The 24,755-nt window shown below is 37.3% G+C and carries 18 protein-coding genes and 1 pseudogene; 8 read left to right on the top strand and 11 right to left on the bottom strand.

What is annotated here, in order from left to right; genetic code table 11:
• Nucleotides 1-22: 22 nt before the first annotated feature.
• From BW946_RS08210 to BW946_RS08200, 3 genes are all read left to right on the top strand, one after another.
• Complete coding sequence (locus BW946_RS08210) at nt 23-1,126, top strand: NAD(P)/FAD-dependent oxidoreductase (RefSeq protein ID WP_076595711.1); 1,104 nt, start codon at nt 23-25, stop codon at nt 1,124-1,126.
• A gap of 195 nt (nt 1,127-1,321) precedes the next feature.
• Nucleotides 1,322-2,434 (top strand): peptide chain release factor 2, encoded by a 1,113-nt coding sequence (gene prfB / locus BW946_RS08205; RefSeq protein ID WP_076595778.1) that lies wholly within the window; start codon nt 1,322-1,324, stop codon nt 2,432-2,434.
• A gap of 86 nt (nt 2,435-2,520) precedes the next feature.
• On the top strand, nt 2,521-3,216 hold the full coding sequence (locus BW946_RS08200; protein ID WP_076595710.1) for a DedA family protein: 696 nt from the start codon (nt 2,521-2,523) through the stop codon (nt 3,214-3,216).
• A gap of 272 nt (nt 3,217-3,488) precedes the next feature.
• Here the strand turns inward: BW946_RS08200 and BW946_RS08195 are convergent, their stop codons facing one another.
• Both BW946_RS08195 and BW946_RS21645 read right to left on the bottom strand, forming a co-directional pair.
• Nucleotides 3,489-4,358 carry an alpha/beta hydrolase gene (locus tag BW946_RS08195; protein WP_076595709.1) on the bottom strand — a complete coding sequence of 290 codons (870 nt, stop codon included), beginning with the start codon at nt 4,356-4,358 and terminating at the stop codon, nt 3,489-3,491.
• Between the two features lie 65 nt (nt 4,359-4,423).
• A pseudogene (locus tag BW946_RS21645) lies at nt 4,424-4,633 on the bottom strand (tetratricopeptide repeat protein); the annotation flags it as partial.
• 329 nt (nt 4,634-4,962) lie between these two features.
• Between BW946_RS21645 and BW946_RS08185 the strand changes: the two are divergent.
• Nucleotides 4,963-5,847, top strand: a complete 885-nt coding sequence (locus BW946_RS08185; protein ID WP_076595708.1) for a DUF808 domain-containing protein — start codon at nt 4,963-4,965, stop codon at nt 5,845-5,847.
• Between the two features lie 589 nt (nt 5,848-6,436).
• Here the strand turns inward: BW946_RS08185 and dnaJ are convergent.
• The 5 genes from dnaJ to proS form a co-directional block, all read right to left on the bottom strand.
• Complete coding sequence (gene dnaJ, locus BW946_RS08180) at nt 6,437-7,555, bottom strand: molecular chaperone DnaJ (protein WP_076595707.1); 1,119 nt, start codon at nt 7,553-7,555, stop codon at nt 6,437-6,439.
• Nucleotides 7,556-7,653: 98 nt separating this feature from the next.
• Entirely contained in the window at nt 7,654-8,190 is a 537-nt protein-coding gene (locus BW946_RS08175) for a nucleotide exchange factor GrpE (RefSeq protein ID WP_076595706.1), read from the bottom strand.
• A 230-nt stretch (nt 8,191-8,420) separates the two neighbouring features.
• Nucleotides 8,421-9,755: an Nramp family divalent metal transporter gene (locus BW946_RS08170; RefSeq protein ID WP_076595705.1), complete on the bottom strand. Its 1,335-nt coding sequence runs from the start codon at nt 9,753-9,755 to the stop codon at nt 8,421-8,423.
• Between the two features lie 113 nt (nt 9,756-9,868).
• Nucleotides 9,869-11,200 (bottom strand): OmpA family protein, encoded by a 1,332-nt coding sequence (locus BW946_RS08165; RefSeq protein WP_076595704.1) that lies wholly within the window; start codon nt 11,198-11,200, stop codon nt 9,869-9,871.
• Between the two features lie 119 nt (nt 11,201-11,319).
• Nucleotides 11,320-12,795 (bottom strand): proline--tRNA ligase, encoded by a 1,476-nt coding sequence (gene proS, locus BW946_RS08160; RefSeq protein WP_076595777.1) that lies wholly within the window; start codon nt 12,793-12,795, stop codon nt 11,320-11,322.
• A gap of 144 nt (nt 12,796-12,939) precedes the next feature.
• Here proS and BW946_RS08155 point away from each other — a divergent pair, with 144 nt between their 5' ends.
• Both BW946_RS08155 and BW946_RS08150 read left to right on the top strand, forming a co-directional pair.
• On the top strand, nt 12,940-14,034 hold the full coding sequence (locus BW946_RS08155) for a prolyl-tRNA synthetase (protein ID WP_076595703.1): 1,095 nt from the start codon (nt 12,940-12,942) through the stop codon (nt 14,032-14,034).
• 54 nt (nt 14,035-14,088) lie between these two features.
• On the top strand, nt 14,089-15,474 hold the full coding sequence (locus BW946_RS08150) for an OmpP1/FadL family transporter (protein WP_228402495.1): 1,386 nt from the start codon (nt 14,089-14,091) through the stop codon (nt 15,472-15,474).
• A 119-nt stretch (nt 15,475-15,593) separates the two neighbouring features.
• Here BW946_RS08150 and BW946_RS08145 read toward each other — a convergent pair whose 3' ends face one another.
• The 4 genes from BW946_RS08145 to BW946_RS08130 all read right to left on the bottom strand — a co-directional run bounded on the left by BW946_RS08145 (nt 15,594) and on the right by BW946_RS08130 (nt 21,726).
• On the bottom strand, nt 15,594-17,246 hold the full coding sequence (locus BW946_RS08145; RefSeq protein ID WP_076595701.1) for a RagB/SusD family nutrient uptake outer membrane protein: 1,653 nt from the start codon (nt 17,244-17,246) through the stop codon (nt 15,594-15,596).
• Between the two features lie 9 nt (nt 17,247-17,255).
• On the bottom strand, nt 17,256-19,994 hold the full coding sequence (locus BW946_RS08140) for a SusC/RagA family TonB-linked outer membrane protein (RefSeq protein WP_076595700.1): 2,739 nt from the start codon (nt 19,992-19,994) through the stop codon (nt 17,256-17,258).
• Nucleotides 19,995-20,272: 278 nt separating this feature from the next.
• Complete coding sequence (locus BW946_RS08135; protein ID WP_076595699.1) at nt 20,273-21,001, bottom strand: ZIP family metal transporter; 729 nt, start codon at nt 20,999-21,001, stop codon at nt 20,273-20,275.
• Nucleotides 21,001-21,726 (bottom strand): class I SAM-dependent DNA methyltransferase, encoded by a 726-nt coding sequence (locus BW946_RS08130; protein WP_076595698.1) that lies wholly within the window; start codon nt 21,724-21,726, stop codon nt 21,001-21,003. The genes BW946_RS08135 and BW946_RS08130 overlap by 1 nt, the downstream gene beginning before the upstream one ends.
• 137 nt (nt 21,727-21,863) lie before the next feature.
• Here BW946_RS08130 and BW946_RS08125 point away from each other — a divergent pair, with 137 nt between their 5' ends.
• The gene (locus BW946_RS08125) at nt 21,864-23,030 is read left to right on the top strand and encodes a THUMP domain-containing class I SAM-dependent RNA methyltransferase (RefSeq protein ID WP_076595697.1); all 1,167 of its coding nucleotides are present in this window, start codon (nt 21,864-21,866) and stop codon (nt 23,028-23,030) included.
• A 693-nt stretch (nt 23,031-23,723) separates the two neighbouring features.
• Complete coding sequence (locus BW946_RS08115; protein WP_076595695.1) at nt 23,724-24,728, top strand: glycosyltransferase family 2 protein; 1,005 nt, start codon at nt 23,724-23,726, stop codon at nt 24,726-24,728.
• Nucleotides 24,729-24,755: the final 27 nt, after the last annotated feature.

Raw genomic sequence — 24,755 nt, 5'->3', positions numbered from 1 at the left:
TATACATTTTACAAAAATACTCATGAATAGCATCTGGGAACTGGATACTTTCTACAGAAAAAGAGACATCATCATTATTGGTGCGGGGTTTTCCGGGCTGTGGACTGCCATATCCATCAAAGAAAAATATCCTGAAAAATCCGTTTTGATTATTGAACGGAACGCCATTCCATTGGGGGCTTCCACAAGAAATGCCGGGTTTGCGTGCTTTGGAAGTTTTACAGAAGTCATTGCCGATTCGCAGAAAATGGGTTGGGAAAAAACATTGGAGCTCGTTACCATGAGATTTGAGGGACTTCAGAAAATTCAGCAGTATTTTAAAAAGAATGAAATTGATTTTGAACTTAACGGAGGCTATGAAATTGTAAACCATGAAGAGCTTTTAGCCCAGATGGATGCTGCCAATGAAAAACTGAAAACAATAACTGGTCTGAATCAGACCTATACTCTGAAACAGAACAAAATACAGGAATTCGGACTTGGAAAATCTGCATTCCTGATTGAAAATCCCTGTGAAGGAAGTCTGCATTCAGGAAAGTTATTACAAAAGCTTTTAGAAAAGTGTCATGAACTGAAAATCGAATTTTTATTTGGAACGGAAGTTCAGCATATTGAAGAAGCAGACAACGTTGAGGTTCATCTTTCCGCCGACCTTTCTGTAAAAGCAGATCAGCTTATCTATTGTACCAATGCGTTCACATCAAAGTTTCTGGAAAATGAAAATATTATTCCGGCCCGTGGACAAATTCTTCTCACTGAGCCTATAGATGGTTTAAAACTTAAAGGAACGTTTCATTATGACGAAGGCTATTATTATTTCAGAAATGTAGGAAACAGAATATTGCTGGGCGGTGGAAGAAATCAGGATTTTAAAAAAGAAGAAACAACCGCATTTGAAACCACAGAATTTCTGCAGCACCATCTGGAAAACTTTTTAAAAGAAGTGATCCTTCATGATAATGATTTTACTATTGCCCTTCGCTGGTCAGGAATAATGGCTATGGGTGAAGAAAAGTCACCTATTGTAAAACAAGTTTCGGAGAAACAGTTTTGTGCCGTAAGACTTTCAGGAATGGGAGTTGCCTTAGCTCCGAAGGTTGGAGAAATAATAGCTGATATGATCTGATGGATGATTTTAGAAATTATTGGCTGGAAGCCGGAAGTTGGAGAATGGAAGTTAAATACACACTCTAGCCTTAAAACCCTCTTACTCTCAAACTCACAAACCCTCACCTCGAACCCAAAACTTAAAATCTGGAACTTTAAACTCAGAACGCTCCACTCTAAAAGAATTCCTTATTTTTGCAAAAAAGAAACATTCGTGATAAGCAACGACCAGATAAAAGAAGTTCAATCCAGAATTGAAGACTTACACAGATACCTTCAGATTGAAAAAAAGAAGATTGAAATTGCCAATGATGATGAAAAAACTGCGGCACCCGAATTTTGGGATAATCCAAAAACGGCTGAAGCATTTTTAAAACAGCTTCGTTCCAAGAAAAAGTGGGTAGAAAGCTATGATGAAATTCAGACACAGTTTGAAGACCTTCAGGTCTTGGCTGATTTTGCTAAAGAAGATCCGGATTCTGAAAAAGAACTGGACGAAACATTTCCGCAATTGGTGGAGAAAATTGAAGACCTGGAATTTAAAAATATGCTTTCCAATGAAGGAGATGAACTTTCTGCAGTACTGCAGATCACAGCCGGAGCAGGAGGAACAGAAAGCTGCGACTGGGCATCCATGCTGATGAGAATGTATACCATGTGGGCAGATAAACAAGGCTATAAAATCCGTGAACTGAACTTTCAGGAAGGTGATGTAGCCGGAGTAAAGACTGTTACCCTGGAAATTGAAGGCGAATTTGCTTTTGGATATTTAAGAGGTGAAAACGGAGTACACAGACTGGTTAGAATTTCGCCTTTTGACAGTAATGCAAAACGTCATACCAGTTTTGTTTCAGTATATGTCTATCCTTTAGTAGATGATACCATTGAAATTAATATCAATCCTGCTGATATCAGTTTCGAAACAATGAGATCTTCCGGAGCAGGAGGACAGAACGTAAACAAGGTAGAAACTGCTGTACGTCTTCGTCACGCACCAACAGGAATTATCATTGAAAACTCAGAATCCCGTTCTCAGCTTCAGAACAAAGAAAAGGCAATGCAGCTTCTTCGTTCAAGACTTTACGAAATGGAACTGGAAGAACGTATGAAAGCCAGAAACGAGATTGAAGCCAACAAAATGAAGATCGAATGGGGAAGCCAGATCAGAAACTACGTCATGCATCCATATAAATTGGTAAAAGATGTGCGCTCAGGTCATGAAACCTCAGATGTGGATGCGGTAATGAACGGTAATATCACTCCTTTCCTTAAAGCATTCTTAATGGCCGACGGAACGGCAGTTTCCGATGATGATCCCGACTTATAAAAATCATGTTTGAATTTTAGTTAAAATCTTATAATTAATTTTTGTTTCAGACATTTTAGGCTTACTTTTGTTGTTCATCGATATTTATGGAAGATTTCAATAGCTGGAAGGATTTATTAAACCCGGAGTTTTATATAAAAATGGGAGGGTTTTGGCTGATTTTGTTTATTGTTTTTGCTGAAACAGGCCTTTTTGTAGGATTTTTTCTACCTGGGGATTCACTACTGTTCGTTTCGGGAATTTATGCCGTTGAAATCATCAAAGAGACTTTTGGCTCTACAGGGAGCGATTTCTTAGATACCACCTTACTGGCTTCCGGAGTAGCTCTTGCTGCTATTGTTGGAAATGAAGTAGGCTACTATTTCGGAAGAAAAGCAGGCCCAGCTTTGTATAAAAGACCGGATTCAATGCTTTTCAAAAAAAAATATCTTTATCAGGCACACGATTTCTTTGAAAAACATGGAGCATTAGCTGTTATTATGGCAAGATTTTTACCGGTTGTAAGAACTTTTACTCCCATTGTAGCAGGTATTGTAAAAATGGATAAAAAAGAGTTTTTAAGAGATAATATTATTGGTGCTGTATTGTGGTCATTCATTCTGATCTTTGCAGGACATTATCTGGACAAGCTTTTTATGGAGCAGTTTGGTATCAATCTGAAAGAAAAACTGGAATATATCATTATTGTTATTGTTTTGGTAACTACACTTCCTGTGATTATTAAGTTTGTTTTCGGGAAAAAGGATGATTTCTCAAAATATGAAAACAATGATTCTGAATAAGAAAGAATCCAATCAAAAAATATGCAGCTGTCTCAATAATGAGATGGCTTTTTTTTTGCTTATGGATAGATAAGCTTTTTCTTAACACAAAGATTAATTTTGATAGAGTATTATTGTAAGAAAGCAAAGTAGGGAATTACTGTAATTGATTCTTTCTGAGCGAATGTATATTTATCAGCTTCATCAGTGACAAAGTCACTTCTCTTTGCCTCCTTGAAGATAAAACAGTGGATTATTTATCCTTAGCGTTTAATAGAAAAAGTTATAAACTTCTATTTTCTGACCCATTCCAGAATATTCGGGTAGATAATGCTGTCTCTTTTTCTTTTACTGAAAAATCTGGGTGCATGCCCGGCTCCTTTCATGAAAATGAATTTGTGAGGAATATTCATATTCGTAAGTGCCGAATCCATGGCGATTCCCTGATGCTGGTTGACCAGTATATCATTGTTTCCCTGAAACAGCAAGGTAGGAACATTGGTAATATTGGCAATAGGGCTGGCTTCTTTAAAGGCTTCAGAAACATTGTTCCGGTCAAACTTAGTTCCCACTACTTTTTGAAAAGTGGGAGAAGTATATTTAGAATAAAACGATTTAAGATATTCAGAGCTGTAAAAATCTGTTGGTCCGCTTAAAGAGATAATTTTTTTGATCTGTTCAGGATGCTGATATCCGTAAAGTAAGGCAAGGTGTCCGCCGGCACTTTCTCCCAGAAGAATGTAATTGTTAGGCTGAAGCTCGGCTTTTTCTGCTAAAGAGTTGAATTTTTCAATGGCCAGCGCAATATCATCAAGCTGTTGTTTATAAGTGATTTTCTCCTTTGCAGAAACCAGTCTGTAATTCATATTGATACTGGGAATTCTGTTTTCAAAAAGCATTTTCTGAACCTGGATCATATGTTCTTTTCTGCCTAAAGTCCAGGCTCCGCCATGTACAATCAGCACAACAGGAGAATTTTCAGCATAATCTTTGGGAAGAAAGACATCCATTTTTTGCCTCTTATGTTCACCATATTTCAGATTGTAAATCTTCTGCTGGCCTCCGGTACCGACCCAAACCCTGAATTTAGTATTACAGGACTGCAGCACGAAGCCAACACATCCCATAGCGAAAAAATGATACCGGAGAACGAGCTTTTTCATAGAGTAAAAATAAAAAAATATTATTACAATTCCTTATACAGATCATTGGCATAATTGTAGACAGATCAGTTGTATCTGGACAAATGGCGGTATATTGCTTTTAAGCTTAATGATAATGCTTCCCCGTATTTTCCTGCTGAAGAAAGTGACAGGGCTAAAAAAGAATCTACCGCATCGTTAAGTTCATCAGAATAATGGGGTTTTTCTTCCCTTAAAATATGAATGCTTTCTTCTGTTTTTCCATTATTTCTTAGGGTGATTACCAGCTGGATTCTTGCTCTTCTTTTTCATGTCCGGTGAAATAGACTTTCAAAATCAGCAATAGTCTGGGAATTTTTACCGGTAAGTAACTCTACATGATCTTTAATTTGCTGAATAAACGCTTCATTGTTTATTGTTCCAGGTTTTAGCCATATGCTTTGTAATTGGTCTTCCCAGTTTTAAACCATTGAATAGGTTTTCAACAAAGATATAAAATATTAAAAGTGAAGATCCGTTTAATGATTCTTATAATTTTCAAAATTATTGTCATATTGAGAATACAAAAACGGAATTAAATAATTATTTTTGCTGAACTTAACAAAGATTAAAAAATTATTAAAATATGGCATCAGGCTTTTTTGCTATTTTGGATGATATTGCAGCATTGATGGATGATGTAGCAGTTACCAGTAAGATCGCTACACAAAAGACAGCAGGAATTTTAGGAGACGACCTGGCTGTAAATGCAGAAAAAGCCACTGGCTTTCTTTCTTCCAGGGAAATTCCGGTTTTATGGGCAATTACAAAAGGTTCTTTTATCAACAAACTGATCATTCTGCCTATCGTTTTTTTACTCAATTGGTTGTATGCTCCGGCTATTAATTATGTCTTGATCCTTGGAGGATTCTATCTGGCTTTTGAAGGCGTTGAGAAAGTCATAGAATTTCTTTTTCACCGTGAAAAAAAAGGTCATGAAGTTATAGAGGAAATTGAAGAAGACCAAAAGAGTTCTGAAGAAATTGAAAAAGAGAAAGTGAAATCTGCAATTACAACTGACTTTATTTTATCAATAGAGATCGTTATTATTGCTTTAGGAACCGTATTGGAAGAAAGTCATCCTTTCATTACGCAGATTTTAGTAACGAGCCTGGTTGCATTTATCGCTACTGTTGGAGTCTATGGAATTGTAGCTTTGATTGTAAGAATGGACGATGCAGGGTTTAAATTAATAAAGAAAAGTAACGATAAAGGTTTTTTCGGGAGGCTTGGACATGTATTAGTGAAGGCTTTACCTATTGTTATTAAAATATTAGCAGTAGTAGGAACAATTGCTTTAATAATGGTTGCTGGCGGAATTTTTCTACATAGGATTGAATTTTTCCATGGTATACTTCCAACTTGGCCGGATGTTTTGAAAGAGCTTACCCTTGGTGTTGTTGGTGGGTTGGCAGCAGTTGCCGTTTTTACTTTAGGAAAAGGAATTTATTCTTTAGCCACCAAAAAATAAACAGAATTAGAATTAAATAACCAAAAAAGTCCTGTATTCGAGAGAGTACAGGACTTTTTTACAGGTTTATTCGATATTCCAGCGCTTGATATTGGCTATAATTGATATCTATGAAATTTTGTTTAACGTAAAGAATTCATTCAGTATCTTTAGTTAAATCAATTAAAGTTGATGGGCTTATCCCTTTAATTAATACTCGAGATTAATAATTAACATGATAACCCTTCGACAGGCTCAGGGGATAACCCGAATACCAACCGAAATTTATAAGCATTGTCAGGCTGAGCCTGTCGAAGCTATTGCTACTAAAAGGAAAGCTAAAAAAAATTGAAATCAAATCAATTGATTTTCTTTAAGCATACGTTTGTTTATAAGGCTTTTTCAGTGACAAAGTCGCCATTATTTACTTTCATTGCCACAAAAGTGGAGCTTTCTTCAAAGGAAAAAAGAGGCTGTCTCAAAAGTCAAACAATCTGGCTTTTGTCATTCTGACGAAGGAATAATCTCATTGATAACCAAACATATGAGATTCTTCACTACATTTCATTTCGTTCAGAATGACACTTTTGAGACAACCTCTTTTTTTATATTAATTGAATAAATCTTTTACTTTATCAAAAAAAGTTTTTTCCTTTCCGGATGGTTCTGCAACCATTTCTCCGCTGGACATCTGCTTTTCAAAGAACTCTTTCTGGTCTTTAGTAAGTTTCTGTGGTGTCCATACATTGATGTGGATGAACATGTCTCCCTTACCATAACTGTCGATGCTTGGAAGTCCTTTTCCTGCTAATCTTAAGATCTTTCCGGACTGAGTTCCCGGATCAACGGTAATTTTTACTTTTCCGCCTACGGTAGGAATTTCTTTTTTCGTTCCTAAAGCAGCTTCAGCAAATGAAACATACAGCTCCTGATGAAGATTATCACCTTCTCTCTTGATCGTTTGGTCTACTTCCTCTTCAATGATCACCAATAAATCCCCCGGAATTCCACCAAACGGAGCATCATTTCCTTTTCCTCTCACATTAAGCTGGATACCGTCTCTTGCTCCTGCCGGAATATTGATGGCAATTTCCTCTTCGTCTTTAATAAGGCCTTGTGCATTAGCTCCTGCCGGAATTTTGTCAGCAACTTTTCCAATTCCCTGACAGGTACCACAGGTAGTTTGGGTCTGCATCTGACCAAACATGGTATTCATTACTTTTAACTGAACACCGGAACCGTTACAGGTAGGACATGTTTTTGAAGTGGCACCTTCTGCCATCTTCATTTTTTTAACTTTTATGGTTTTCTGAGTACCATTTACCATTTCCTCAAGGTTCAGCTTGATTCTGATTCTTAAATTAGAACCTTTCACCTGCTGACGGCCGCCACCACCGCCGCCGAATCCTCCGAAACCACCACCGAAAATATCTCCAAACTGGCTGAAAATATCTTCCATGTTCATTCCGCCTCCGAAGCCACCGCCTCCGAAACCACCATTTCCTCCCATTCCGGCATGTCCGAACTGGTCGTATCTGGCACGTTTCTGATCGTCGCTCAGAACTTCATAAGCCTCAGCTGCTTCTTTAAATTTTTCTTCAGCCTCTTTATCCCCTGGGTTTTTATCCGGGTGAAATTTGATGGCCATTTTACGGTATGCTTTCTTTATTTCGTCGGCAGATGCAGATTTGCTGATCTCAAGAACCTCGTAATAATCTCTTTTTGACATGACAATTTTATAATTGATTGTTGATAAATGATAAAAGATATTCTAAAGCTAATAAGTGAAACATTCAATTATCACTCATCATTTATCATTTATGAATTTTAATTTCCTGTTACTACTTTTGCAAAACGGATTACCTTATCATTCAAAGTGTATCCTGTTTCAATAACGTCTACGATTTTTCCTTTCAAATCTTCCGTTGGAGCAGGGATCTGAGTAATCGCTTCATGGAAATCAACATTAAAGCTGTCACCAGCCTTTACTTCCATTGTTTGTAAGCCTTTTTCGGTAAGTTTATTCTTGAATTTCTGATAGATAAGCTCTACACCTTGCAGGTCAGCTGGATTTCCGTTTTTAGCGATTTCTTTTAAAGCTCTTTCAAAATCATCCAAAACTCCTAACATTGAAACCATCATTTCCTGGTTGGCATACTGGAAGAATTCCATCTTCTCTTTGCTCGTTCTTTTTTTATAATTTTCGAATTCAGCATACAATCTGATGTAACGGTCTTTTTCTTCTGCCAAAAGTTCCTCTGGAGAAGGAGCAACTGTCACATTGTCTTGAGACGATGCGTCATTCTGAACATTGTTTTCTTCCTGATTATTGATGCTTTCTTCGTTAATATCCTGGTTTTCCATAATTCAATATTTATTTACTGATTGTTTGACAAAGAGCCTGCCAAATCCAAAATCTGGACATTAAGGCAGAAAAATAGATAGCATTGAATAGTGAATAAATCAATCCGCCTCGCTTGCGAATTTGTAGGTGTGTAATTTTAAACATTGACTTTGCGAAGCAAAAAAATTGACTATTCACCATTCATTTAATAATGTCCAATAGTCCATTTAAAAAACTATAGTTGTATTTTTTATTCTCCCGTAAATGTCTGATACAACAGATACAGATTTAAAACAATGATAATGATGGAAATAATCCATACACAGATTTTCAGGAACGGCTTGTTGACAAAATCACCCATTTTGGCTTTATCATTGGTAAACATTACCAGCGGAACAACAGCAAAACTCAGCTGCATGGATAGAATTACCTGGCTTAAAACTAATAATTCAGTGGTTCCCTGTTCGCCATAAAGAATAGCGACAATAAGTGCCGGGATTACAGCAATAAGTCTGGTAATTAATCTTCTCAGCCATGGTTTTAATCTGATGTTCAGGAATCCTTCCATTACGATCTGCCCGGCAAGAGTTCCTGTCAGCGTAGAGTTTTGTCCGGATGCCAATAAAGCAATAGCAAACGCAATACTTGCCATGGAAGCTCCTAAAATAGGTGTCAGCATTTTATAAGCATCATGAATGTCTGCAACATGTTCGTTTCCTGTTGTATGGAATGTAGCAGCAGCCAGAATAAGGATTGCAGCATTGATGAAGAATGCCAGCATTAATGAAACGGTACTGTCTATGGTGGCAAATTTTATGGCTTCTTTTTTTCCTTGGGCATCACGGGTATAATCTCTGGTCTGTACTATACTGCTGTGCAGATATAGGTTGTGCGGCATTACGGTAGCCCCCAGGATCCCGATTGCAATGTAAAGCATGGCAGGATTCTGAATAATTTCTTTTTGAGGAACCAAACCTCCGAGAATTTCATTAAAAGCAGGTTGAGAAATGACAATTTCATACACGAAACAAGCCAGAATGATAAATATAAGGCCACCTACAATACTCTCAATCCATCGGAAACCTTTAGCCTGAAGTAAAAGGATAATCAGAACATCTACTGTGGTTATGACAATGCCCCACGTCAATGGGATATGGAATAATAGATTGAGTGCAATGGCTGATCCGATGACTTCAGCGAGGTCACAGGCGGCAATCGCGATTTCACAGAATATCCAGAGAATAAAATTAGTGGTAGGACTGAAGTGATCTCTACAGGCTTGTGCAAGGTCTCTTTCTGCAACCACTCCCAGTTTCACAGATAAGTGTTGTAAAACCATTGCGAAAATATTGGAAATAAGGATAACTGAAAGGAGTGTATACCCGAATTGAGCTCCTCCGGCAATATCTGTTGCCCAGTTTCCCGGATCCATATATCCTACGGCAATCATCAGACCTGGTCCTGCAAAGGCAAGATATTTTCTCCAGAAAGTTGCATTTTTAGGTACTTTGATTGATGAATAAACCTCTGATAAGGAATGGTTTGTTTTATCTTTTCGCCAGGCGCTTTTTATATTGAAACTCATAAATGTTAGGAATGACTAACAAATTTAATTAAATAAATGTAAACAGAAAAATCATGACACAAAAAAATCCCGGAAATTCATTCCCGGGATCTAATTTTTATTAAGTCTAAAAATTATTTCGCAAATCTGATAGACATTTTTCTGTCAGCAGCTCTTTCAGCGTCGGAAGCTTTTGCATCTACTTTAGCAAATTGACTTCCGTAACCGTCAGCAGCAATTACCTGTGCGCCAACGCCAGCTTTAGCTAAAGCAGCTTTGATAAATTCAGCTCTTGCTTTTGATAATTTTACGTTAGAAGCTTCGTTTCCTGTTTTATCAGTGTAACCTCCAACTTTGATTTTTGCTTCAGGGAAAGCTTTAAGGATAGCCACTAAGTTATCCAATTGTCCTTGTGAACCTGCTTCAAGCTCAGTAGAACTTCCCATTTTGAAATTTACGTGATCGAAATCGTACCACTTATCTTTCAATGCAGAATCATCAGCAGCATTTTTGTAACCACCGGATTTCAGGAAGGTAATCATCTGATCTTCCATTCCTCCTTTGTAACCTTTTAACATTACCCCATTAAGCTCAATATCTTCATCTGTTTTAGCTGTTGCAGGAGCAGGGGTTGCTGTTCCTGTTGTAGCAGCTGTATCTGCAGTTGAACCCATTGCTGCTGAGTCAGATGTAGTGGTAGTGGTTGTAGTAGTCTGTTTTTTCTCGCACTGTTTCCATAAAAAATAAGCAGCAGCAATCAATAATAAAAGCGGAAGCAACCATTTCCAGATTGAACCTCCGCCTTGATTATTATTGTTATTATTTTCAAATCTTTCTCTTACTTCTCTGGCTCCTTCTGAAACATTTTCTCTTGCAGTAGCAACACCTTCAGCGATGTTATCTTTAGCAGTAGAAGTTACTGAAGCAACTGTTTCTTTTGCCTGACCAAACCAATTTTCAGCTCCTAATCCGAAGGAAGCCAAAGAAAGACCTGCCGGCAATAAAGAAGAAATAATGCCTTTCTGATCATTCAGTAAGCTGGAAATACCTGAAGCACCCAAATTATTGTCTGCGGCATATTTTCCAACAGTACCTACTGTAGCCCCAGTTACCAGGTTTAACAAAGAACCAGCAGACGTATTGCTGACTCCTGAAAAACTGGCAATGGAATTGACTAATGCACTTACTTTATCCCCAAAAATTGAAGATAACAAGTTTGAAATAATAGGATTGCTAGACGAGCTGCCTAATAAATTTCCTAAAATTCCACTTGAAGAGGCTTGTGTAATAGCATCCACAACGCCAGGCTTATCTGCGTTATTGGCTAATCCACCTACTACAGCAGGTAATAATCCGCCAATTGCTTTAGAAATACCGGATTCACTTTCTCCAAACTGCGATGCAGCCTGTGAAACCAAAGCGGGACCTAATTGTCCTTTAATTAAATCAATGACATTTAAAGACATAATAAATAAATTTTTTTGATTAATGTTGATATAAATTTAAACAAAAATCTGTCCAAATGTCATTTTTTTTTGAATATTTCTTTAAAAATTAACGATTTTTTTCTAAATCATTAAAAAGTTTAATAAGCTTTTGCAAATAATACACGTCTCTTAGATGGTTTTCCTGAGATCAATGAAATTCCTTCTTCTATGTCATCATCTAAAGGAATACATCTGATGGTTGCCTTTGTTTCATCCTTGATTTGCTCCTCTTCTTCAGCAGTACCATCCCAGTGAGCATAGATGAAGCCACCTTTCTCTTCCAGAACTTTTTTGAATTCTTCATAAGTATCCACTTTCGTGATATTATTTTTTCTGAATTCAAATGCTTTGTTATAAATATCCTGCTGAATCGTTTTCAATAGATCTTCGATATAAGAATCAATTCCTTCAATAGAACGAACTTCTTTAGTAAGGTTGTCTCTTCTCGCAATTTCTACAGATTTATTTTCAAGGTCTCTTGGTCCCATTGCGATTCTTACAGGAACTCCTTTCAATTCATATTCTGCAAATTTCCATCCTGGTTTGTTCTGGGTATCATTGTCAAACTTCACTGAAATTCCTTTTGCTCTCAGTTTAGCCTGAATATCTAAAGCCACTTCACTGATTTGTTCCAGTTGCTCTTCTCCTTTAAAGATAGGAACAATCACCACCTGAATTGGGGCAAGGGTAGGAGGCAATACCAATCCGAAATCATCAGAGTGCGTCATAATTAAAGCACCCATCAGACGGGTAGAAGTTCCCCATGATGTAGCCCATGCATGTTCTATTTTCCCTTCTTTGTTGGTGAATTTTACATCAAATGCTTTTGCAAAATTCTGACCTAAGAAGTGAGATGTTCCGGCCTGTAAAGCTTTTCCGTCCTGCATTAATGCTTCAATACAATAAGTTTCATCAGCTCCTGCAAATCTTTCAGAAGGAGTTTTCAACCCTTGAATCACAGGAATAGCCATAAAGTTTTCTGCAAAATCTGCATATACTTTATTCATCTTTTCTGCTTCTTCAATTGCTTCATCTTTTGTAGCGTGAGCAGTGTGTCCTTCCTGCCATAAGAATTCTGCAGTTCTCAGGAAGAGGCGTGTTCTCATTTCCCAACGAACTACATTCGCCCATTGGTTGATTAGTATCGGTAAGTCTCTGTAAGACTGAATCCAGTTTTTATAGGTATTCCAGATAATTGCTTCTGAAGTAGGGCGAACAATAAGTTCTTCTTCCAGTTTCGCATCCGGATCAACAATCAGTTTGGATGGATTGTCCGGATCGGTTTTTAACCTGTAGTGGGTAACAACAGCACATTCTTTTGCAAAACCTTCTGCATTTTTTTCCTCAGCCTCAAACAAGCTTTTGGGCACAAAAAGCGGGAAGTATGCGTTAACGTGACCTGTTTCTTTGAACTTTTTATCCATTTCATCACGCATTTTTTCCCAGATTGCATAGCCATACGGTTTGATCACCATACATCCACGCACGCCTGAGTTTTCAGCTAAATCAGCTTTTACAACCAGCTCATTATACCATTTGCTGTAATCTTCGCTTCTTGAGGTTAATTTTGCCATTATTTTTTTAAATTTTTTTAACTTTTGTACATTATTGTTATCTAAAAATAAAAATCTATTTTTGATAGATTTTTTTACCAGTATTTTGGTACATTTTTGGTACAGATTGCAAATATAATTTAAATTAAAAATTTTTACGTTATCATGAAAAGAAATATACATAAAAATTTGCTTGGTCTGCTAAGATCCAAAGGGATATTAGCCATATCAGGCGGATTATTGCTTGTGTCTTGTGGTGCTCAGATGGGAGGGTATAGCGAGACAGACGGGGTGTATTACGACCCCAATAAGGATACGCTACCTGAAGGAGTTATCATTAATGATAGCGGAAACAGAGTAGGAGAATATTATGACTACTATCAGGATTCCAATGTAATTCAGAATGCACAAACGAATTCCAGAGAGCAGGAAAACAGATATAACGACTGGAGTGGTACCAATACAAACTGGAATACCAATGCTACAGACTCAGATTGGGGACTTTATGCAGGTTCTCAGACGAACTACTATGATAACTCATGGGGATGGGGTTCTCCTTGGGGATGGTATGGTGGTTACAGCCCATATTGGGGTTGGGGTATGAACCGTGGCTGGGGCTGGGGAGCAAGCATGTCCTGGGGTTGGGGCGGATCATTCGGATGGGGCTGGGGAGGCTCTTACGGATGGGGAAGCCCATACTGGGGATATGGTTATGGAGGATATTATGATCCATTCTGGGGCGGATACTACGGAAACCCATATTGGGGATACGGAGGAGGTTACTGGGGTGGTGGCTACTACAACAGACCTGTTTACAGAAGAAGCGGTATCAGCGGAGGCGGATTCCAGAATACAGGCGTAGCCAATGCAGTTTACAGGACTAATACTGCTAACTCAGGTTTCAGAAATAATAATGGAGGCTTCAGAAACACTAATAATAGCGGTGGTTTCAGAGATTCTAACTCAAATGGTGGTTTCAGAAACAGCAATTCAGGAGGCTTTAGAAACGGTAATTCAGGAGGTTTCAGAAATACACAATCTAACGGCGGATTCCGTAACTCTGCGCCACAAACAAGACCTAATTACAATTATCAGCAACCACAGCCAAGATATAACAATAATAACGGAGGCTTCAGATCTAATGATTCAGGAGGTTTCAGATCTAGTGGCGGCTTCAACTCCGGTGGCGGCGGCTTCAGAGGTGGTTCTTCAGGCGGCGGAATGAGATCCGGCGGCGGAGGTAGAGGTGGCTTCAGATAATTTATTAAATTAATAAACTATTAAAAAATAATGTTAAAAAAATCTTTAGTATTAATGAGCATTTCTGCTGCATTTTATGCGCAGGCTCAGGATGTTTCTGTCATAAGAAATACGGTAGAGGTTTATTCAAGTACTCCTATGGTGGGATCAGCTAAGTTTAATGCGATGGCTGGAGCTAATGGTGCGCTGGGTGGTGATGCAAACTCTTTGCTTACGAACCCGGCAGGTTTAGGAGTAGCTATTTCAGGTGAGGTTTCAGGAACTTTATCTATTTTAGGAAATAAAAACAAAAGTACTTTAGGAGGATCTACAATAGATTATAGCAAAACCAGAGGAGACCTTGGGAATGCAGGAGGTGTAATTGCTTTTCCTTTGATGACAGAAACCGGATGGAAGTTTATCAATATTGGTATTAATTTTTCTAACCAGACACTGGATAATGTAATCCAGTCTCCGGGAAATAATAATATTGTTTATGCTTTTGACAAGGATGATATTACCAAAGATGCTGCATTAGCGGGGCATATGTATGAAAGATATGGTAACTTGTCAAAGATGAGTTTTGGGGTTGGAGCGAACTATAATCATAATTTATATTTAGGAGCAGGTTTCAATTTTTTCAATGCTTCATTGGATCAGTATGATACTTTATTGTACCGAAACATTGCCAATGGTTCTACAGAAGCATTCAGTAAGCAGGATACTCCATATTCAGAAAGATCTTCTGGTTTTTCTGCTTCATTAGGGGTGATCGGAAAGTTGAGTCCTAACTTCAGAGTCGGAGCTTCTCTTGAAACGCCTACTTTCTGGACGATAGACAGAAATTATTATTTCTATAATGATGCTGTTTACGGAGATGATATAGGAGCTGAGAACAGAAAGTTTACTTCACCGCTTAAAGCAACGGTGAGTGCTGCCTTCGTAGCAAGTAAAAACTTCTCATTGAATGTTGATTATACCCTTGGACTTACAAAACCTGATTATAAAGTATATGGAGGAGCAGAAAGAGAGTTGAATGATTTCTTCAAAGAAAACTACAAGAATCTTTCAGAAGTAAGAGTGGGAGCTGAGTACAGAGTACAGCAGTTCAGATTGAGAGGAGGATACTCTTACCAATCAAGTCCTTTTGATGCCCTTACAATCAGTAGATTTAATGATGCAGGCACTGTGGGAGATGAGTCTTACGACAATCTTATGCTAAGTGACAGAAATACACTTTCTTTCGGTATTGGATATGATTTCAAATCATTCTATATCGATGCATCTTATCAGAATATCTCTTCCAAATATGTAAATCCTTTTATGAGAGGATATATGGGAGATAATTTTGATTCATCATATTATTCTTCGAGTAAAATTATTGAAAGTCCGGATTATGCTATAAGTAATGTGAAAAACAACAGAAATAATTTCTTCCTTACATTAGGATGGAAATTCTAATCTGAAGCTTTAAAAAATATCAAATATACAAACAGGCTGTCCTAAAATTTTGGACAGCCTGTTCTTTGTTGATTTTGTCTCATATTCATATACAATAACAATATATGTATATCCATTTTTTAATCCGGATTTTGCACAAGATTTGGCTGGATCTGGATTTGCTGTTCTGGAATGTATTCTACTACTCTGTTATGGGTATAAGGTACTGTATAAAAGGCGTTATTTCCGCTTAAATGAGTGCCTGGATATTGTCTGTCGAGATCGAGTTTGTTTCTGAAGACATCGTATCTTCTATGTCCTTCAAAAGCCATTTCCAGCCTTCTTTCCTGAAGAACAGCGTCCAGAATGGTCTGTCCTGCAGGAACTGAATTATATACAGGTATTCCGGCTCTTGTTCTGATGGTATTTACATCTGCAAGTGCAGAAGCTATATTTCCTTTTTTCGCATAGGCTTCGGCTCTGTTCAGATATATTTCGGCCAGTCTTATAATAACCGGAGACCACAATTGCGGAACACCTTCCTGTAATGAACATTTTAAAACATAAAATTTAGGATAGCCGTTTCTTTTATCCATGTCATTATCCAGATATACATAAGTTTTTTCACCGGCTGCGTTAACGAAATAATAGTTTGTTTTATTGGGCGCTGCCTCAGATTGTACCAGGTAATTGATATTATTCATCGTGAAATAAGTATTTCCGTTCTGCTGGAAAGTATTTTGGAATTGATAGCTGTAGGTTGCGGAACCTGATGAGCTGGTTCCTTTTTGTACCCAGTATGCTACAGGAACTGCCGGACTGCTGTATTTTGGAGAAATAAACTTCAGTCTTGCATCCTCAGGATTCTGATTGATAAGATCCAGATAAGTGGAAGAAGCGTACATTTCACCCCAGCCTACATTCTGTATGGTGGCATACATAGAGCCTATAGTGTACCAGCCATTGCTGTAGTCACCATCTTTATTATATTTAAATGCAAAAATGGTTTCTTTATTGTTTTCTGGTGTTTTGGTAGCATAAGAAGGCAGTTCAGCTTTAGACAGAAGTGCGTATCTCCCGGAATTGATAACTTTATCTGCATATTCTATCGCTTTATCATTATTTTCCATGTAAAGATAGACCCTGGAAAGTAAAGCCTGTGCTGTTTCTTTTGATCCATAGATATTGGCTTTATCAACTGTCATGAGTTTCTCAGCCTTCAGAAGGTCGCTTATTACCTGATTGTATATTTCTCCCACAGTGGCTCTGGCAGGCAAATCGTTGACGTCATCAGATAATTTTAGAGGTATTCCGGCATTGCCTGTCCCCTGATTATAAGGTCTTCCGAATACATTGACCATAGAAAAGTATACATAGGCTCTCAGGAAATAGTTTTCGCCTATGAGGTGATCTGTTTGTGCATCTTTTCCCTCAGTGGTTTTTGAAATAACTCTGTTGCAGCCAATGATAGCTTTATACCCTGAGTTCCAGATGATATTGGTACGGTCATTGTTTTTAATACTTTTATAGTTGTAATAATAAAAGAATGAATCACTGGTGGTTCCGCTGATATCAATATTATCACCTCCATATTCACTGATTCTATAGAGGTTGTTGTAAAAGCCACCGCCGTCGGCATCACCTTTAAGCAATGCATAATTTCCTAATGTGATGGTCTTCAGTCCTGTTGCATCCGCCAGGATAACATCAGATTCTTTTGAATCATATGGTGAGCGGTCTATATTACATGCCGTCAATGCTACTATGAGAAGGGGAATAAGTATTTTTTTCATAATTATTTTTTAAAAAGAAAAGTTTAAGCCTAAGGAAAATCTTCTTGGGATAGGATATATGGCTCCTGCATTGCCGGAATAGCTGTTTTGATCATCTGCATTACCAATTTCCGGATCCACACCGGAGAATTTGGTGATGGTAAACAAATTCTCACCCATAATATAAATATTCGCTGATTTTATTTTCATCTTTTCTGTTAGGGATGCCGGTAAATTATATCCTATTCTGAGGGATCTTAATTTGACGAAGCTGGCATCTTCCAGATAACGTGACGAAGTCTTATTGGTTAATGAGTTATTGTTATATACAGCAGTCGGATGGGTTGCGATATCTCCCGGCTTTTCCCATCTTGTCCATCCATTCTGTAATTCCATCTGGTTATAATAAGGATAGGCGCCATCTGAATCAAACAATTCCCTGTACGAGTTATATACCTGCCCGCCCTGTGAGAAATAAAGATTCGCGGCAAGATAGAAATTTTTAACATTCAGATTGGTGCTTACAGAACCATAATAATCCGGTGTGGTAGCTCCTACTACCTGTATGGTAGCCAGATTGTATTTTGAAGTTGCACTTCTGCTTCCGTCCGGATTTATCACTTCCCACTGGCCTTCGCCATTGTCCGGATTTACCCCCAGCCACTTTCTCATATAGAAAGAGGATACATCATATCCGGGCATTGCTACTTGGTAGTTGTCCAATATCTGTGTACCGTTGTTTCGGGTTGAAAGCACGTGGTTTTTATAAGTGCTGATATTGAATCCCAAATCCCAGCTGACATCTTTTGAGCGGATAATGGAATAATTTACATTGAACTCCCAGCCTTGGTTTTTAACATCACCTATATTCAGGTACTGTTTGTCAACACCTGTCAGTGAGGATAAAGGAACAAGCATCAGTAAGTTTTTCGTTTTATTACTAAAATAATCAATGTTTAAAGTCAGCCTGTTGTTAAACGCTCTGATATCCGTCCCGATATTATTCTGATAGATAGATTCCCAGGTTAGTTCAGAGTTACCCAGCTGGTACCATGTTGCTCCTATCTGTCCGTTATATTTCTCTGTAAGTCTGTATAGGTCCTGCCATCCGTAATCCGGATATGGGGTGTTTCCTACAAGTCCCCTGCTTGCTCGTAATTTCCACTCGTTAACAGGCTTTACTTTGAAAAATTTTTCTTTATGAATATTCCATCCTACACTATATGCATAGAATAAGCCGTTTCTTTTGCTGGCACCGAATGCAGAAGATGATTCGCTTCTTAAAGATCCCTGGATAAAATATTTTTTGTTATATACATATTCGGCGTTAAACAGGAAAGCATTATAGGCGCGGTCAAGCTTTCTTCCCTTGGGTTTTTCTCCTGTGGTGGCTCCGGTATTAAAAATTTCTGTATCAGGTACTACACCGTAAACACCTGCTTTTGATTCCTTATAGAATCTGTCGGTATATTCATACGCAGCTAATGCATTGATGTTATGACTTCCAAAATCTTTATCAAATCTCAGCATCTGATTGAAAAATTTGCTGATATCTTTTTGGTAATTTTCTGTTAGTTCCCCTTTATTACTTGTTCCACTGATCGATCTGGGATCGGTATAGTACATGTCATCATAGTTTTTGTAGGTAACATTGTTCGTAGTGATGAATTTGAGATAATCGGTAAACCTGATTTCGGCATCCAGATTTCCTATGAGATCCAGCCGGTTGCTTTTACCATAGTTCCATTGAAGGTCATAAAGATAATTACTTTTGTCCCTTCCATACCAATCTGTGTAATCCTCATCCACCCCGATCAGATTTCCATTGGCATCTCTGGGATTGTCCCATGGCATATTAAGGTACATTTGATACAGTGAAGCCTGAGTGTCTTTTCCTGTGGTATAGGATAAGCTGACTTTGGGTTTCAGTATCAGCCACGGTTTTATGGTCTGTTCATGATTGATTCTGAACGAGAGCCTGTTATATTCATCTCCTTTCACTGTTCCGGTTTCATTATAATAATTTCCTGAAATATAGGTTTTGGAATGATCTGACCCACCTTTGAAATCAATAGTATAACTTTGTACCGCTCCTGTTTGTGTGCCATCTTTCAGCCAGTTGTAGCCATCGTTTCTAAGTGTTTCAGGGATTTCCGGTGCGTCTTTTAATGAGGTGAAATAATCATAGAGCTGCGTTCCGTTCATAAGTTTGAAGCGCCCGTTGTTAAACACATTAAAAGAATTAGTAAGAGAAACACTTAATGTTCCTTTTCCTGAATTTCCCGATTTGGTAAACACCTGTACAATACCATTGGCGGCTTTGGATCCATACAAGGCTGTAGAGGCAGCGTCTTTTAAGATATTGATACTTTCAATCTGATTAGGATCCAGGTTGGGGGCATAGGGCATTACTACACCATCCACCACCCAGAGGGCAGAACTGGGACCATTGATAGTAGAAGTACCCCTGATTTTTACAGTAGCTACAGAACCTGCAGAACCTCCGCCAGGCAAAACCTGAACTCCGGCAGCTTTTCCCTGCAGAAGACCGGATACGCTTGGGGTATTGGAATCCTGGAGTTTTTTGTCGGAAATAACAGAAACAGCAGCTGTAAGGCTGGATTTTTTCTGAGCTTTGTAACCGATAATTACAATGTCATCAATTTTTTTTTCTTCTAAAGAATCTGTTTTCTTCGTGGTCTGAGCCGCTATAAAACCGGTCATCAAAAAAAAACAGACTGATGTTGTAAATCTTTTTTGTCTTTTCATACATTTTTAAGTGATGGTAATGTGGCTAATGTACAAAAAACAATGTATCGTTGTTACATATATGTTAAAAAATGTTAAACAAAATGTTTAATTTTATTTTATGACGTAAACATTTAATTTTTATTTATTTTTTTATGTAAAATATTTTTTAAAAAATGAATTTTAACTTATTTGTCTAAAATGTTATGAGTGAAGATTAAGGATAATGATCGTGGAAAACATGGCCATTAATACAAAATGGAAATAAAAAAGCTCCGGATTTCGGAGCTTTTTTGTATTTAGTGAGAATGAGCAGTGGGATGTTGATGGACAACATGCATCATCAATGCAAGCGAAACTCCCAAAATAACCATCCCGATTTTTATCCAGTCTATATTGTGATTTTTATTGCTTTCAAAAATGATTACGGATGAAATATGAAGGAAAATTCCTCCTACGATAGCCAGAAAATAAGGCTGAAGATCGGGATTGAAATAATTACCTAATAGCATTCCCATTGGAGAAGCCAATGCAAATAAGGCTACAATGAGAATAGATGGATAGGATGAAGAACTTTTGGATTCTCCTTTTCTGTTAAATAAAAATGCTCCCAGAATAAATGAAATGGGAAGATTATGAAATACAATTCCCCAAAGGTAAGGTGACATCTCGTGTGTTTCATTGGCTAGAGGAATTCCTTCAATAAAAGCATGGATGAATAACCCCACCATTAAAGCAACGGGAAGGATATTATGTTCACTGTGATGATGGAAGTGGCCATGTTCAAAGCCTTTGGTAAGGACTTCCAGAATCATCTGCAGAAGAACTCCCCCGATGACGAATATCCCAAGACTGCTGCTTCCTGCAGAGGTGTAAACCTGTGGAAAGACCTCATTGAGACAGATCGTAATCAAAAAACCGGCACTTAATATCAGTAGATTTTTGGCCAGCTTTTCTTTTTTACCAAAGTGTTTCCCAAGGAATACTCCTGTTACAACACTTAAAATCAGTAAAAGTACTGTTGTCATTATTTTTTCTTAAATAAATTGATGCAACGCGGGGAGTTTTCTTTTTTAAATTCATTCAGCTGATAATCTCCCCAGATTTTTATTCTTTCAAAACCACATTCGGAAGCATAATTGTGAATAGCTTCCAGTGTGTGAAGCTTTACCTTTTCAAAGAAATGAAAAGGCTTACCGTCTGCTTCAAAACGGATGTCTTTGATAACGTGTCTGCCCTCAATCTTTTTCAGGATCTTAAAATCAATATCACCACGGGTGATGGTAGTTTCAGGAACTAAAGTATTTCTTACAAATTCTTCATTCAGATAATCCAGTACAAAATATCCTCCAGGCTTCAGCACGTTGTAAACAGATTGGAATACTTTTTTATCGTCACTTTCATTATCAAAATACCCGAAACTTGTAAATAAGTTGAATACCGCATCCATAGGATCTACATCAATCGGGTTTCTCATATCATGAACTTCAAAAAGCAGCGTTTGATTTTCATATTGCTTATCAGATTCAATACTTTGTCTTGAAAGATCAAGTCCCAAAACATCATATCCTAATTTATTAAGGAAAACAGAGTGTCTTCCCTTTCCGCAGGCAAGATCTATGATTTTCGACTGAGGCGGCAACTGAAGGTCCGCTGTGAGCTTTGTAATGAAGTTTTCTGCTTCAGTATAGTCTCTGTTGCTATAAAGCAAATGATAATAAGGGGTATCAAACCAAGATTCAAACCATTCCATAATGCAAAAATAACTAAATTTGTGCGGTTAAAAGCAAAGTATTTTACAACATTAAGAGATTGAAAAATTCAATTAGGTAAGAATTTGGATAGCTAATCTTTTAATTTTTAAAGCTTTAAATCTTTTAATTCAAACTTATGGATACAGAAAATATTAAAATACAGATAAAGACATTCTTCGGATTGGAGCAGATTCTGGCAGAAGAAATCAAGAAATTAGGCGGAAGAAATGTTGAAATTAAAAACAGAGCAGTAAATTGTGAAGGAGATCTTGGCTTTCTTTATAAAATCAACTATTCTGCGAGAACAGCATTGAAAATTCTGGTACCTATTCATGAATTCAAAGCTTTTAATCAACATCAGTTTTATGACAGATTATTTAAGTTTGAATGGGAAAACTTCATGGATGTTGACCAGTCTTTCTCTATTGATTCAACGGTGAATTCCGAAACATTCAAACATTCTCAGTTTGTGACTTTAAAAATGAAGGATGCTATTGTGGATTATTTTCAGGAAAAATTCAAAAGACGCCCGAATGTAGAAACGAGAAATCCGGATATCAAATTCCACCTTCATATTGACAGAGAATTGGTGATGATTTCTATGGATTCTTCAGGAGATCCTTTGTTTAAAAGAGGATACAGAAGAGAACAGGGCGAGGCTCCTATCAATGAAGTGCTGGCGAGCGGAATGCTTCAGCTGGCAGGCTGGGACGGAAAAGGAAATTTCCTTGATCCTATGTGTGGTTCAGGAACATTATTGATTGAAGCTGCAATGATTGCGATGGATCTTCCGGCTCAGATTTTCAGAAAGAGATTCGGATTCCAGAACTGGAATAACTATGATGCTGATCTGTTTGCAAAAATCAAAGAATTCAGAATTAACAGAGTCAGACAGTTTGATGGGAAAATTGTTGGATATGATATTGATGCAAGAATGCTGAATGCTGCAAGAATGAACGTAGAAGCAGCTGAAATGGAAGATGTTATCGAGATTAAAAAACAGAACTTCTTTGATTCTAAAAAAGAGCTTTTCCCATTGTTGATGGTATTCAACCCTCCTTATGACGAGAGAATTTCCATTAATGATGATGATTTCTATAAGAAAATAGGAGATACCTTCAAAACGCATTACCCCAATACATTGGCTTGGCTTATTTCTTCAGATTTAGAAGCTGTGAAAAAGATCGGGCTACGTCCTTCAAGAAAGATCAAACTTTTCAACGGAAAGCTGGAAACGAGATTCTTACAATACGAAATGTATGAAGGAACGAAGAAAGTACATAAATTGGAGGATAATAAATAGCAATAAAAATTGTTAGGGGATTTTTTTGATCTGTTAGACACTCTATTTAGTGTATCCGGGCTGTTTCAGAGTGGTTCGGAATCATCACGTTCAAAAGCTGACAGAAAGAGTCTGCATTATGACGAGAAACCTCAAAAGAAAGAATCTAAGAGATCAAAATACTTCACAGAGAAAGTAAGTGCCGTAGCTTTTGTATTGGCCGCATTTTATTTTTTTATTGTTTTTAAAGATCCTTTACCTGTACAAAATTATACACAAACATTAGTGATAGCTTCTTTAATAGGAGTTGGAGTTTCGTTCTTGGTATTTTTTGTTTTATATGTTTTGGAACTTTATTATTTTAAATCGCTATTCAAACTGCTTCTTTTCAGTGGTTCAGTAATCACTTTTTTTATTTCGGCAGTATTATATATTTACTTTAAATCGGGATTATTTATCTAAAGAAATATTTCCCGTTTTGAATAATAAAAAAAGGTTGTACTTATGTGTACGACCTTTTTTTTATCGTGCCAGTGAAGGCGCAAAGCCATACTGTTCATTTTGTTTAAAATGTCAAATTACCTGGTTCAGAATTTCATTTGTAATCTCCATGTAGTAAAGCGGATAAAATTCTCTATCGTTAATTTATCTGAATAAGCTGTTAAACTGTTTGTAGGTTGTCCTGCGAATAAGTAATTTTGAAAAATTTTTAATTTGAAGCCTACTATTTCCATTGTCGTTGCCATTTACAACCGAAAAGACGAACTTTTTGAGCTGCTGACTTCCCTTACTCAGCAAACAGATAAGGAGTTTGAGATGATTATCGTGGATGACGGTTCTTTAATCGATCTGAAACCTGTTATTAAAAATTTTGATGGAATCCTGAATATTAAATATTTCAGAAAAGATAACTCAGGACCGGGACTGACAAGAAATTATGGCGCAGCAAGAGCAACTAATGAATGGCTGGTATTTGTAGACAGTGATGTCATCGTTGAAAAAGATTATATCGAACATATTAAAAAAGATATCCTGACCATTCCTTGCGACGCTTTTGGAGGAGCAGATAAAGCGCATAAAGGATTTAATCTGATGCAGAAGGCTATTTCATATTCTATGACTTCTGTTTTTACTACCGGAGGAATCAGAGGAAGTAAGAAAGCCGTTTCGAAATTTCAGCCCAGAAGTTTTAATATGGGCGTGAAAAAAACTGTTTTTGAAAAAGTAGGTGGATTTTCAGAAATGAGAATAGGAGAGGATCCGGATCTTTCCATGACCCTTTGGGAAAACGGTTTTACCACAGCTTTTTTTGATGATATTGCCGTATATCATAAACGTAGGGTTGATTTTGGAAAGTTCTCCAAGCAGGTCTACCAATTTGGCTGTGCAAGACCAATTCTTAATCAGAGACATCCGAATTATGTAAAAATTTCCTTTGCATTTCCTACTTTATTTTTGCTGGGATATGTGATGGGCTTTCTGGAGTATTTTATGATGGGAAGAGGGATAATTCTTGCTTTTTATGGATTATATACTTTTTTAGTGCTGTTTCATGCTTTGTTGCTGACTAAAAATATCAGCATTGCCGGTATGGCGGTTATTTCTACTTATATTCAGATGTTTTCTTACGGATATGGTTTCCTGAAATCCTGGATCCTGCTGAATGTTTTCAGAATGAAGCCTGCAGATGCTTTTCCGCATCATTATTATAAGAAATAAAGAAAATGAATAAGCTTGAGTAATAGT

It is taken from the genome of Chryseobacterium sp. RU33C, from assembly GCF_900156015.1.
GTDB classification, from domain to species: domain Bacteria; phylum Bacteroidota; class Bacteroidia; order Flavobacteriales; family Weeksellaceae; genus Chryseobacterium; species Chryseobacterium candidae.
The sequence above is the reverse complement of the archived record's forward strand: the minus strand, read 5'-3'. Positions and strand labels throughout refer to the sequence as shown.